The organism is Aquirufa salirivi (genome assembly GCF_045310485.1).
GTDB lineage: Bacteria > Bacteroidota > Bacteroidia > Cytophagales > Spirosomataceae > Aquirufa > Aquirufa salirivi.
In genome coordinates this window covers 287,107-300,011 of record NZ_JBEWZH010000004.1, presented here as the reverse complement: position 1 = coordinate 300,011, position 12,905 = coordinate 287,107, and the positions used below count along the sequence as shown (strand labels likewise).

The window sequence follows — 12,905 nt, the reverse complement described above, 5'->3', positions numbered from 1 at the left end:
ATTCATGAAAGGGCCAAAATAAAATTGCCCATGAGTTTCTATTTTGGTATTTTTGAAGAATATTGACTCCAGCATGTCGCAACAATCACAAGAACAGTATCAATTTATTGAAAGTATACTTCGCCAAAATTTAGGCGAAATTGGTATCATTGAGGACTTTCAATTTTTTTATGGAGGAAATTTTAATTTAGCTGTTCGTGTTAAGTTAACAAAAGGAGAATATTTCATCAAATGGAATCAAGGTGATCACCAAGGCTTATTCCAAGCAGAATCGAAAAATTTGGCTTTGATAGCCTCCACCAATACCATTCCAGTTCCTCAGGTATTGGGAGTAGGACAATTGGATGAAAAGGAATACTTGGTGATGGAGTGTATTCCATCTGCTGAAAAAAAAGAAAATTACTGGAGTGATTTTGGTATAAAATTGGCCCATTTACATCAAACGACAACTTCTCAAGGGCATGGCTTAGACTATGACAATTTCATAGGTGCAGCGAAACAGGTTAATACATGGAACTTGCAAGGAGTGGATTTTTTCATTCAAAACCGATTAAAGTATCAAGTAGATACCGCCTTATACCACAGAAAAATTGATGGCATAACGAATGAGGCATTTGAAAAACTTTACGATAAAATCCCATCCATCATTCCCAATGAGCAATCTGCTTTAATTCATGGGGATTTATGGTCAGGAAATGCCATGGTCAATCAACATGGTTTAGTAAGCTTGGTGGATCCATCCTGTTATTTTGGTTTGAGAGAAGCGGAAATAGCTTTCACCACCATGTTTGGAGGTTTTGAAAAAGAATTCTATGAAGCTTATCATGAGTCCTTCCCGATTTTAAAAGGATTCCATGAGCGGATTCCTCTCTACAATTTATACCCATTAATGGTACATGTCAATTTGTTCGGAGAGGGCTACCTACCGGCAGTAAATAAGATATTAGATACCTATTTAACTTAAGCCTGAGCTAAAGTCCAGCTCTCTACTACCTTTTCTACATCTTTGGCATCTGGGAAAAAAGATACTAATTTTCGAAGAATTTCTTCAATAACCGCATCTGGACAGGATGCTCCACACGTCAATAAGATGCGCACTTTAGGCTTTTGAGGTATGTAACCATTTATGGTAACTTCTTCTTTGTTTTTATTATCAAAATGAAGAATTTCTTTTTCTGAAATCAATTTTTCAGCCGACTTAATAAAATAAGCAGGTAGTTTTTCCTGACACAAATCGACCAAATGAGAAGTATTCGATGAATTATACCCTCCAGCAATGATGGCAAAATCCGCTTCCTCAGCAATTAAGCCATAGGTAGCACTTTGGTTATCATTGGTAGCATAACATAACGTATCACGGGTATCGGCAAAATGGGCTGTAATTTGATTTGGCTCTAATTGATAGAAACGGACAATTTCAGCTTTCAAATATTCCACTATTTCCTGGGTATCAATCGCCAACATAGTCGTTTGGTTCACGACACCTATTCTCTCTAAATCTTTTTCTGGATCAAAACCTTGAGAAAATTGACCTTCAAATTCCTCATAAAATTCTTGAGAGGTTTTCTCTTTTCGGATGTAATATGCTAATCGTTTAGCTTGCTCTAAGTCCTTAACAATCAAGGTAGGAGTAACCACTTGAGAGTGGGAAAAAGTAGCCTTAGTCTCCTCATGACTGGGTTTTCCGTGCACCACAACTGTATATTTATTCTGCCCAATTTGATTGGCCCTATTCCATACTTTTTCAACAAAAGGACAAGTAGTATCATAAGCATATAAATCGATACCGATTTTATCCAAAATGGCATGAACTTCAAGTGTAGTTCCAAAAGCCGGAATAATGACTATATCTTCTTTAGTCAAAGTATCCCAAGCAACCAATTGATTACCATAGGTATCTTGAACAAACTTTACCCCTAAATCTAACAAATCTGCGTTCACGGCAGGATTATGAATCATTTCTGAAAGAAGAAAAATCCGCTTTTGAGGATTGTCCTCAATAATTTTATAGGCTGTTTCTACCGCATTTTCCACCCCATAGCAAAAGCCAAAATGACGAGAAAGCAATATTTCCACTGACCCAAAATCAAATACAGAGGGTTTGAAATTCTTTTTGAGCTTATCTCCTAAACGACGTACTTCCTTGACTCGGCTAATCAATTCGCTTTTAAACAAGGAAGGAATAGAAAAAGATTTCATTTTTTTAAAATTTCTTTTTTCAGTTCTACCATGAGAGAACCGATACTTTAAAATAGTTTGATCAATACCCTCTTTCATTTACACAACCTTTATAACTAATAATTTGATTAACAGTTTTCAAATTTACCAATTGATTTACAATTCCATTCACTATTAAAAAAATAACCACTTAATAAATCCCGCGTTAAAAAATTGAGGAAATCTTGGCAAATCAGTATAGTTATAATATTTTTGTAATTGATTTTCTTCTCAGCATTCCGGTTTCTACCTGTTAAGCCAAAAAAAGTATGAACAAATCTACTTCATCGAAAGTCCGATTTTGGCAGAATATTGATAAAAACCCCATTGGCGTTTTCTTTATTTCATTCGTAAAATACCCTATAAACATCTTATATGCGGGTTTAGGAATTATTGTGTTCATGTTTAGTTATCAATCTTCATTTTCTGAGAAACCAACGGAGCCAGGTTTTTTTGCTGGCAAAATCGTTTTTGATGAAGAAAATTATCACCGAATCGAAACCAAGAATATTGATGCTCAAGTAAAAAATGAAATGGGGAATCCTGTACTAACCCTAACTTGTACACAGGAAAAAAACCTTGAATCTGTTTATTTGAAGATTTATAAAATCAAAGGACCAGGCACTTATTTCATACCTGGAGACGGGGAAATTTCCAACATTGGAAATTTGATTAAAAATCTAGATAATTACCAAGATAAAAATAATTTCTTCGAATCAAGTTTGCCAAATAAAGAAGGAGTTAAGAACGGTGTAGGCCGTGTCAATATCACAAAAATTACATCGAATTTTGTCGAAGGCGAATTAATTCTCATCGCCAATAATCCAAAAGGTCAACAAGCCGTGCTTGAATCTGCCAAATTCAAAGTAGCTTTGCAGAACTAAATGCTCTTGCTTACCCATGGATTTTGAACCTAGCATAGTTATACCAGAATGGAATCAAGTACTTGATTTCCTTGAAACTCAATTCAATAAAAGACCTGCTGATGTTGACTCCGTTCTTTTTTTGATTGGTGTACAAGAATTGGGGAAAGGTCATGTTACTTTTAGTAAGGAGCAAAAACAAGATTTAATGCACATTGCAACTTGTAAAGTACTGAGCTTTAGTGGATTTTACGCTTTAGAAGGCTTAGATTCAGAAGGATGGCCACATTGGAATTTAGTTCAGGCCGTACCTCAAATACCACTTAAGGAACAGGAGATTCTCATAAAAGCCCATATCATTCAGTATTTCAAATCAGAAGTATTTAGCCCAGAACAAGCCTAAGTTTATGAAAATTATTTCATACAACGTTAACGGAATAAGAGCCGCCATTCAAAAAGGATTCATTGAATGGTTGAAGGACGAAAATCCTGATGTGCTTTGTTTGCAAGAATTAAAAGCAGACAAAGACCAAGTGGATACTTCAGCCATTGAAGCTTTAGGCTATCAAGTATATTGGCATTCTGCCCAAAAGAAAGGTTATTCTGGAGTGGCTATTTTTTCTAAAATTACGCCAAAGTCAGTCTCAATTGGATGTGGCATCGAAAAATATGATGTAGAAGGACGCGTCATCCGAGCGGATTTTGAAGACTTTTCCGTGATGAGTGTTTATATGCCATCAGGCTCTAGTGGTGATGAAAGACAAGGATTTAAAATGATTTGGCTTGCTGATTTCCATCAATACATTGATCAATTAAAAAATGAAATTCCCCATTTAATCATTTCTGGGGATTATAATATCTGTCACAAAGCCATCGACATTCACAACCCGAAATCCAATGCAAACAGCTCTGGATTTTTACCAGAAGAAAGGGAATGGATGGAAAATTTTATTAATTCGGGATTTGTGGATTCATTCCGACATATCAATTCTGAACCTCATCATTACAGCTGGTGGAGTTATCGGGCTGGTGCTAGAGGGAAGAATTTAGGTTGGCGCATTGATTATCATCTGGTTAGCGATTCCTTACGTGATCGAATTGCTCATGCCCAAATTTTACCCGAAGTCAAGCATTCCGACCACTGTCCCGTGGTCATACACCTTAATTAAGACCCATGCATTACGAAAAACACGTATTTATTTGTACCAATGATAAGCCTGCTCCTAAAAAATGCTGCGGATCTGAGCATGGTATGGCATTAGTAGAAGCCTTCAAAGCAAAATGGGCAGAAACAGGAAGTGATCAAAAAATCAGAATACAAAAAGCTGGTTGTTTAGATTTCTGCGGTAAAGGGCCGAGCATGGTCGTTTATCCAGAGGGAGTATTTTATGGCAATGTTCAATTAGAAGATGTCGCTGAAATTACAGAAAAACACTTAATTGGAAACGAGATTGTATCTCGACTTGAAATTGGATAAATTGCACTATGTTGTATCGTTTATACCCTACCCTACTCAATTCTTACGCTTTATATCTTAATCAATCACGTGATGGAAACGGCAAAATAATTGTCGATGAAATTGAAATGATTGAGCGCATCAATCGAGTTAAAAAACCCACTACGGTAGCACAAAAAAAGGGAGTAGATTTTGAACGAGCAGTAACTCTGGGTGAAGGGGAAGACTTATTCCAAGATGGGGTCATTGATAAAGCCAGGGAATTGTTACCTAGCAAATATAAAACCCAGTTTTATTTAGAGTCCCGCTATAAAAATGCCATGATTTACGGCTATGTAGACGGCGTGGGAGATAAGACGGCATTTGATTTAAAAAGCACCTCTTTTTATGAACCAGGTCGTTTTGCCAAAAACCATCAAAACCTTTATTTACTAGGTCTTCAGAAATACGGTATTGAGCAATTGGATTATGTCATCACCGATTTTAAGGACGTATATGTAGAATCCTACCACTTACAATCTGTGGATTTCAATCCTTTATATCAACAAATAGAAAGATTCATTTCTTTTTTAGAAGAAAACAAAAAATTCATTCGGGATAAAAAGATATTTGACCGTAAGGCTAACGATAATCAATTATCTTTGTTTGAATAAATTTTCAAGTGATTTTTCACATGTGTTAGATCCGAAATTTGCCAAGTTGCTTCTGATATTTCCGATAAATTATAATGTATGGCAGGAATCCCTGCTTGATTGGCTCCATGAATATCCGCATGCCAATTATCTCCTACCATCAAAGCTTCGTGAGCTTGGCAATTTGCACGTTGGAGTGCATGTTCAAAAAAGGCAATTTCAGGTTTTTTTGCCCCAACACCTTGCGAAGTAATCAATTCCTTAAAATGATGGCCTAGTCCAGAAGAGGCCACTTTAATATGCTGTATATCCTCAAAGCCATTGGTTAAAATATAGAGAGGGTAATGTGGTGAAAGAGCTTCTAACAAATCTTGAGCGCCCTCCATCAAATGGGTTTTACGGGGTGTTCTGAAAAGAAATTGTTCTGAGAATGTATCAGCAGGCCCTTGTACTTGAATGGCTTGAAAAAAACGCAAAAAACGCGATTCGCGCAATTCACTTTGGGATATTAAACCCATTTGATAATCATCCCATAATGCGGTATTGATTTGCTGGTAGGTATCCCAAATAGAGGAGACCGGTAGCGGACTTTGTTTGTCTAAGCCAAATTCTTCCACTAGTTCCAGTATGACTTCTTGGGAATTACGGTCATGGTCCCATAAGGTATGGTCCCAATCAAAAAAAATAGCTTTAGGCTGAAATATCATCCAACAAAGGTAATAATCATTTACCTTTGCGAAGCCTTTATGAGCAATATACTATGGAGCATCAACTGAAATTAACCAAACCGCTTGCCTTCTTTGATTTAGAAACAACCGGAATACAGGTACAAAAAGATCGAATCGTGGAGATTTCCATAGCCAAAGCAAACATTGATGGCACAATTGACATCAAAACTCGTCGAGTAAATCCTGGGATTCCAATTCCGCTAGAAGCATCATTGGTCCATGGAATTTATGATGAAGACGTTAAGGATGAGCCCAATTTCAAGCAAATTGCTAAGTCCATGGCACAATTTTTAGAGGGATGCGATTTAGCGGGATTTAATTCCAACCGCTTCGATGTACCTATGTTGGTGGAGGAGTTCCTTCGAAGTGATGTTGATTTTGACACAAAAAATAGACGATTGGTGGATGCTCAGCGGATATTCCACATGATGGAGCCCCGTAATTTAACTGCAGCATACAAGTTTTATTGCCAAAAAGACCTGATTGGTGCTCACGGCGCAGAAGCGGATGTTTTAGCCACCTTGGAAGTATTAAATGCCCAAGTAAAGCATTATGAAAACACGACCATGAAGGATGCAGAAGGAAACGAATATTTCCCTATTCAGAATGATGTGGCAGTTTTACATCAATTAAGTGCTTCCAATTCCATTGATTTTGCCAACCGAATGGTATATAATAAAGATCAAGTAGCGGTATTCAATTTCGGCAAACACATCGGAAGACCAATCGCTGAAGTGTTAAAATCAGATCCTTCCTATTACGATTGGATCATGAAAGGGGATTTCCCGATGGACACCAAACGAAAATTGACGGAAATTAAATTAAAAGGATTTCAGCGTTAGCCCCCTAGATAATTTCTATTTTGTCAGTTTATTTCCTATTTTTGCCCCGCATAAAAGCATTCGTTTGAATAGGCCATTTGATTCATTGACCTTTACATTTTTACCATGCAATCCATACCAGAAATAATACGTACCATTCCACTGACCAATTACATCATGCTGAGCTCAGCGTTGTTTTGTATTGGAATCTTGGGTGTACTTACTCGTCGAAATGCCATCATTGTTTTTATGGCTATCGAATTGATGCTTAACGCGGTAAATTTATTGCTAGCGGCATTTTCTTCTTATTACTCAGATCCATCTGGACAAATATTTGTCTTTTTTATTATGGCCGTAGCTGCTGCCGAAGTGGCTGTGGGATTGGCGATTATCGTTATGATTTATCGTAACATTCAAAGCATCGATATTGGTGTGCTTAATAAGTTAAAAAATTAATTTCAGCACAATTTCATCGCATATTCGACTATGTCATTACTTCTATTAATTCCTCTTTTACCACTGATTGGTTTTGCCATCAATGGTTTGGCTTATCCGAAATTATCGAAATCAATCGCTGGAATCGTGGGAACCATCCCTCCCTTGGTAGCCTTTGTGATCTCCCTTCAACTATTTTTAAATTTTGACGGCCAGACCCACATCATTCAATTAGCGGATTGGATCAAAGTGGCAGATCTAAGCATTCCTTTTGCATTCCAGATAGATGCCTTGTCGATCATGATGCTTTTGGTTATCACGGGAGTAGGTACCTTAATTCACTTGTATTCCATGGGCTACATGGCTCATGATGCAGGGTTTGGCAAGTTTTTCTCCTTCTTAAACCTGTTTATCTTCTTTATGTTGATCTTGGTTTTAGGAGCTAACTTCACCGTCTTATTCATCGGATGGGAAGGGGTTGGTTTATGTTCATATTTATTAATCGGATTTTGGAATCAGAAAAACAGTTATGGGGATGCTGCCAGAAAGGCTTTCATCATGAACCGTATTGGAGATTTGGGTTTCTTAGTCGGTATTTTCTTATTGATTCAAGAATTTGGAACTACGGATTATCAAACGATTTTTTCAACGATTAAAGACGGCACTGAAGTAGGAAATATTGGCCTAATCGCATTCTGTCTATTCATTGGTGCCATGGGTAAATCTGCCCAAATACCTTTATTTACTTGGTTACCAGACGCCATGGCGGGTCCAACACCGGTTTCTGCTTTGATACACGCTGCTACTATGGTTACGGCTGGTATTTACATGGTTATTCGCGCCAATGCCTTATTTGAATTAAGTCCGGAAGTATTGCATTTCGTAGGTTGGATAGGTTTGGCAACTGCCTTATTGGGTGCCGCCATAGGTCTTTTCCAAAATGATATTAAAAAAGTATTGGCTTACTCAACCGTTTCTCAATTGGGATATATGTTCATGGGTCTAGGAGCATCTGCTTATACCGCTTCATTTTTCCATGTAATGACTCACGCTTTTTTTAAAGCTTTGTTGTTCTTAGGTGCGGGTTCGGTTATCCATGCCATGTCGGATGAACAAGACATTCGTAAAATGGGAGGATTAAAAAGTAAAATGCCCATTACCTATTTGACTTTCTTATTAGGTACTATTGCCATATCTGGTATTCCTCCATTTGCTGGATTCTTTTCTAAGGATGAAATATTAGCCGCTTTATATCATCATGACTTTGCTATGTGGTGTTTAGCGATTTTAGGCTCAGCCTTGACTTCCTTTTATATGTTCCGCGTATTCATTCTAACATTTTGGGGTGATTTTAGAGGAACAGAAAAGCAAGCTCATCATTTACATGAATCTCCTTGGAGCATGACGATCCCTTTGATCATCTTAGCGGTATTCTCTGTGGGAGGAGGTTTCATTAATCTACCTCATTTTGCAGGTGGTCATGAGTTCCTAGCACATTGGTTAGCCCCTATCTTACCAGAGCCACACACAGCTGGAGAAATTTCTTTCTTCAGCTTAGAAATGGGTGCTCCTTTATTAGCGGCATTCTTACCTGCTATTTTTGCTATCTATTATTTTGGAATTCAAAAAGCGGTTCCTGGAAATGATGAGTCCATTCAAGGCATTCAAAAATTCATTTATCGTAAGTTCTATATTGATGAATTATACGATTTCGTATTTGTTCGTCCGATTCAAGTCTTATCCACTTTCTTTGCACAGGTGATTGATTTCTTGGTGATTGACTTAATCGTGGAAGGTGTTGGAAAAACAGTTAAAACGGCATCAGATGAAATTAGAAAAGCTCAAACTGGAAATGTAGGTTACTATATTTTTATGATGGTCGTTTCTATTGCGCTTATCTTAGTTTTAACACTTCGTTCACGAATTTTATAATTCATCTTTGAAATAATAAGGTATGTCTTTACTATTTATACTCTTTTTCCCACTTGTTATAGGCGCCATTCTTTTGGTTGCAAAGCCTAAACAGGCCTTTGCTATCTCTTTGATAGCGTCCATCATTGAATTAGTTGCTACCATATTGGTATTAAAAGATGCCGCTGCTGCTGAAAATGGTTTAGTATTCACCAAACCATGGATTGAAGAGGCAGGTATTTCATTTTCTCTTTGGGTAGATGGGGTAAATGGCATTCTAATAGCGCTATGTGCCTTGATGGTTCCATTCATTGTGGCTACTACCGCTAATTCGGATAAAGCCAACAATTCCCAATACCAAGGTTTAATGCTCGCTATGCAAACAGCCTTAATGGGAGCATTTCTTGCTAAAGATGCCTTCTTATTCTACTTTTTCTTTGAAGCTTCTTTACTGCCCATTTATTTCTTAGCAGCTATTTATGGAGGAGAAAACAAAAATGCGATTACGTTCAAATTCTTTGTTTATACCTTATTTGGTTCTTTATTCTTATTGATTGGTTTAATTTATGTGTATTTAGTTACTCCAGGAAGTCATTCATCGGATATAGAAACCCTATACCAAACGGCAACCATGTTGCCAGAACATATTCAAGGGAATTTATTCTTAGCCTTTTTTATTGCTTTTGCTATCAAGATGCCCATATTCCCTTTCCACACTTGGCAGCCAGATACCTACACGGTAGCTCCAACCCAAGCCACGATGCTTCTTTCCGGGATTATGTTGAAAATGGGTACTTATGGACTGATCCGTTTGGTATTACCCATGTTCCCTTTAGGAATCATTACTTGGGGAAATACGGCGATCATTTTATCGGTTATAGGAATCATTTACGGTTCTATTATTGCCATTCAACAAAAAGATGCAAAACGCTTATTAGCCTATTCATCTTTTGCGCACGTTGGATTGATGTCAGCAGGTATTCTAAGCCAAAGCTTAGAAGGTATCCAAGGAGCTTTATATCAAATGCTATCTCATGGTATCAATATAGTAGGCTTGTTCTTCATTATTGAAATCATGGAAAGAAGAACAAAATCGCGAGAAATAGCTCAGTTGGGGGGTATTACTCAATACTCCTACGTGTTAACCGTAGCTTTTGTCATTTTAAGTTTAGGTTCAGTAGCCTTGCCTTTGACCAATGGATTCATCGGTGAGTTTTTACTATTAAAAAGTGTGTTTGACCATGACATGATTTTAGGTATAGTGGCAGGTATCACCATTATTTTAGGAGCTGTATATACTTTACGTCTGATTCAAAAAACAATGTTTGGCAACTTTTCTCGTATCACCAAAGACTTTGAAGACTTAAGTGCAGCCGAGAAATGGGTTTTAATTCCACTTTGCACTTTAGTTATTATGGGTGGCATTTACCCTACATGGATTTTAAATTTCACTGAACCTGGTGTTCAGGCTTTGGTTTCTTTGTTAAAATAGAAACCACAAAATATATAAACAGCATCGCATACAATTATGACGGCTATCATTGCTTTATCTCTTTTTGGCATTAGTAATTTATTCTTAGGATTTTGGTTCCCAAGAAAAACAATACAATTGATCACCCTATTGTTTTTAGTGGTGTCCATGGCTTTGACCGTTTCCGACTGGAATCATGAATTATTGTGGTTTGGAAATATGTTCCGTACTACCAATACCTCCATTAATTTTAGCCTCATCTTACAATTAGCGGCCTTTTTTGTCGTGGCATTTTCCAAAGCATTTGGCCAAGATGATGAGCACACCCATCCGGCAGAATATTATGCCATCATGCTATTTTCATTGGTAGGAGCAATTTTGATGGTTTCATTTGATCACATGATTGTTTTATTTGTGGGATTAGAAATCTTGTCAGTAGCCATGTATGTTTTGACGGGTAGTGATAAAAGAAATCTTAGATCTAATGAAGCTGCTATTAAGTACTTCCTGATGGGATCATTTACCACGGGCTTCTTACTTTTTGGAATTACCTTGGTTTATGGCGCCACCCGATCTTTCTACATTTCTAACATCGGAACCATTCTAACTAGTACCGCTCCTGAATCTATTCCTAGTTTCTTATTTATTGGTGTGCTATTAGTCATCGTTGGATTATTATTCAAAGTATCTGCTGCACCATTCCATTTTTGGACTCCCGATGTATATGAAGGAGCTCCGACCATCTTTACCATGTTTATGTCAACGATTGTGAAGACGGCTAGCTTTGCTGCCCTATTCCATTTAGTTTCTGGCATATTTGGAAGTCTATATACCGTTTGGGTCCTACCTGTTTATTTCATCAGTATGTTAACACTTGTCGTAGGAAATATCTCAGCTGTTTACCAGCAAAGTGTCAAAAGAATGCTTGCCTTTTCAAGTATTTCTCATGCAGGATATCTATTGTTAACCGTTAGTTCCAAGCAAATTAGTACCACTTCTAGTATCCTTTATTACTCACTATCCTACACCCTTGCCACAGTAGTGGCATTCGCCGTACTAATTTTAGTTTCAGAATATCAAAGTGCGCGAGTAGAAAAACCAGAAAACTTCAGTTCATTTGAGGGTTTAGCTAAAAACAACCCTGGTTTAGCATTTTGTTTCACGATTTCCATGCTTTCATTGGCAGGTATTCCATTAACGGCTGGTTTCTGGGGTAAGTTTTTTATCTTCTCAGATACCTTTAGTAGAAATATCATCTACCCCGTTATTTTGGCCATCTTTATGTCAGCTGTAGGTATTTACTATTATTTCAAAGGCATTATCGCTGTCTACTTAAAAGCTGGCGAGATCGAAAAAATAGAAATACCTGCACTATTCAAAATGGCACTTTGGGCTTGTACGTTGGGTACCATCATCTTAGGTGTTTACCCTAGCTTAGTAAAAAGTGTATTCTAATCTTTCGCCATTTTGAGCAAATCGAACTCTAAACTATTTAATAAAAAAGACCTATTCGCCTATTTCCTCATAGCAGGAACAGGGGCTGTTGTTCAATTGGTATCAGGAGGACTTATTAAAGATTGGTTTGAAGTTTCCTACGAAGAGTCCATTTTACCTGCTTATTACATCTCTCTGGTTGTCGGTTTTATTTTAACCAAATTGTTCGCCTTCAATGCTCGGCAGTCTCAGCAAACCAGAAGAGAAATGATCAAATTTTTGATGGTAGCCTCTTTTTCAGGATTTGTCACGTGGTTTTTTAGTGTGATACCTTACCGTGGATTGAATATAATCATGCGTGATTTTTACTGGCAAATTCCCTATTCTGTCAAAAAAATCAACCTGACTCAAGTACTGACTACCATCAATGGGATGGGTTTTAGTTTTGTATCAAACTATGTTTTACACAAATCTTTCACCTTCAAAAGCAGCGGTTTTTACGACCGTTTCAAGGATTTAATTCGCTAAATTCATTCCATTCTTATAAATACTTAAGATTTACTTAATATTCTTAAGATTCAAAAATAGGCCTAATGGGATTTAAATGGTCATTTTTAAATATTTGTATCCCAATACTTAAAAATTTCTTAAAATTTTTGTCAAAATAATTGGTAGATACAAATCATTCCATTAGTTTTGTAGCTCAAACCTTAAATATCAAAAAAATGAAAAAAGTATTCGCTCTAGCTTTCGTTGCTGCAATGGTAACTTTGGCATCTTGTGGTGAGAAAAAAACTGAAGCTGCTGCTGACACTGTAGCTGTTGATACTGCTGCTGCTGCTGCTGTTGATACTGCTGCTGCTGACACTGCTGCTGCTGACACTGCTGCTGCGAAATAATTTCAAAGCAAAAGAGAGAAAGGTCCTTCGCTTGCGAA

At 37.2% G+C, this 12,905-nt stretch carries 15 protein-coding genes; 13 read left to right on the top strand and 2 right to left on the bottom strand.

Annotated elements, in window-relative coordinates:
• Nucleotides 1-73 precede the first annotated feature (73 nt).
• A complete protein-coding gene (locus U0R11_RS07470) occupies nt 74-964 on the top strand; it encodes a fructosamine kinase family protein (RefSeq protein WP_406751018.1) in 891 nt (296 codons plus the stop codon).
• Here U0R11_RS07470 and U0R11_RS07465 read toward each other — a convergent pair.
• The gene (locus U0R11_RS07465; RefSeq protein WP_406751016.1) at nt 961-2,277 is read right to left on the bottom strand and encodes a 4-hydroxy-3-methylbut-2-enyl diphosphate reductase; all 1,317 of its coding nucleotides are present in this window, start codon (nt 2,275-2,277) and stop codon (nt 961-963) included. The genes U0R11_RS07470 and U0R11_RS07465 overlap by 4 nt on opposite strands.
• Nucleotides 2,278-2,486: 209 nt before the next feature.
• Between U0R11_RS07465 and U0R11_RS07460 the strand changes: the two genes are divergently transcribed.
• Genes U0R11_RS07460 through U0R11_RS07440 form a run of 5 tightly spaced genes read left to right on the top strand, consistent with a single transcriptional unit; the run spans nt 2,487 to nt 4,647 of the window.
• Entirely contained in the window at nt 2,487-3,101 is a 615-nt protein-coding gene (locus U0R11_RS07460) for a hypothetical protein (RefSeq protein WP_406751014.1), read from the top strand.
• A gap of 16 nt (nt 3,102-3,117) precedes the next feature.
• Nucleotides 3,118-3,483 (top strand): hypothetical protein, encoded by a 366-nt coding sequence (locus U0R11_RS07455; protein WP_406751012.1) that lies wholly within the window; start codon nt 3,118-3,120, stop codon nt 3,481-3,483.
• Nucleotides 3,484-3,487: 4 nt separating this feature from the next.
• Nucleotides 3,488-4,249 (top strand): exodeoxyribonuclease III, encoded by a 762-nt coding sequence (locus U0R11_RS07450; protein ID WP_406751011.1) that lies wholly within the window; start codon nt 3,488-3,490, stop codon nt 4,247-4,249.
• Between the two features lie 5 nt (nt 4,250-4,254).
• The gene (locus U0R11_RS07445) at nt 4,255-4,557 is read left to right on the top strand and encodes a (2Fe-2S) ferredoxin domain-containing protein (protein ID WP_223144113.1); all 303 of its coding nucleotides are present in this window, start codon (nt 4,255-4,257) and stop codon (nt 4,555-4,557) included.
• Nucleotides 4,558-4,647 carry a DUF5408 family protein gene (locus U0R11_RS07440; RefSeq protein ID WP_406751097.1) on the top strand — a complete coding sequence of 30 codons (90 nt, stop codon included), beginning with the start codon at nt 4,558-4,560 and terminating at the stop codon, nt 4,645-4,647.
• 520 nt (nt 4,648-5,167) lie between these two features.
• Here the strand turns inward: U0R11_RS07440 and U0R11_RS07435 are convergent.
• Nucleotides 5,168-5,875, bottom strand: coding sequence for a YjjG family noncanonical pyrimidine nucleotidase (locus U0R11_RS07435; protein ID WP_406751010.1), 708 nt, complete (start codon nt 5,873-5,875; stop codon nt 5,168-5,170).
• Between the two features lie 53 nt (nt 5,876-5,928).
• Here U0R11_RS07435 and U0R11_RS07430 point away from each other — a divergent pair, with 53 nt between their 5' ends.
• The 7 genes from U0R11_RS07430 to U0R11_RS07400 all read left to right on the top strand — a co-directional run bounded on the left by U0R11_RS07430 (nt 5,929) and on the right by U0R11_RS07400 (nt 12,867).
• Nucleotides 5,929-6,738, top strand: a complete 810-nt coding sequence (locus U0R11_RS07430) for an exonuclease domain-containing protein (RefSeq protein ID WP_406751008.1) — start codon at nt 5,929-5,931, stop codon at nt 6,736-6,738.
• 105 nt (nt 6,739-6,843) lie between these two features.
• Nucleotides 6,844-7,173, top strand: a complete 330-nt coding sequence (nuoK, locus tag U0R11_RS07425) for an NADH-quinone oxidoreductase subunit NuoK (protein WP_109324234.1) — start codon at nt 6,844-6,846, stop codon at nt 7,171-7,173.
• A 30-nt stretch (nt 7,174-7,203) separates the two neighbouring features.
• A complete protein-coding gene (nuoL, locus tag U0R11_RS07420; RefSeq protein ID WP_406751006.1) occupies nt 7,204-9,084 on the top strand; it encodes an NADH-quinone oxidoreductase subunit L in 1,881 nt (626 codons plus the stop codon).
• A gap of 22 nt (nt 9,085-9,106) precedes the next feature.
• A complete protein-coding gene (locus U0R11_RS07415; RefSeq protein ID WP_406751004.1) occupies nt 9,107-10,555 on the top strand; it encodes a complex I subunit 4 family protein in 1,449 nt (482 codons plus the stop codon).
• A gap of 36 nt (nt 10,556-10,591) precedes the next feature.
• A complete protein-coding gene (locus U0R11_RS07410; protein ID WP_406751003.1) occupies nt 10,592-11,989 on the top strand; it encodes an NADH-quinone oxidoreductase subunit N in 1,398 nt (465 codons plus the stop codon).
• A 12-nt stretch (nt 11,990-12,001) separates the two neighbouring features.
• Nucleotides 12,002-12,496, top strand: coding sequence for a GtrA family protein (locus U0R11_RS07405; protein ID WP_406751001.1), 495 nt, complete (start codon nt 12,002-12,004; stop codon nt 12,494-12,496).
• Between the two features lie 197 nt (nt 12,497-12,693).
• Complete coding sequence (locus U0R11_RS07400) at nt 12,694-12,867, top strand: hypothetical protein (protein ID WP_269004519.1); 174 nt, start codon at nt 12,694-12,696, stop codon at nt 12,865-12,867.
• Nucleotides 12,868-12,905 lie beyond the last annotated feature (38 nt).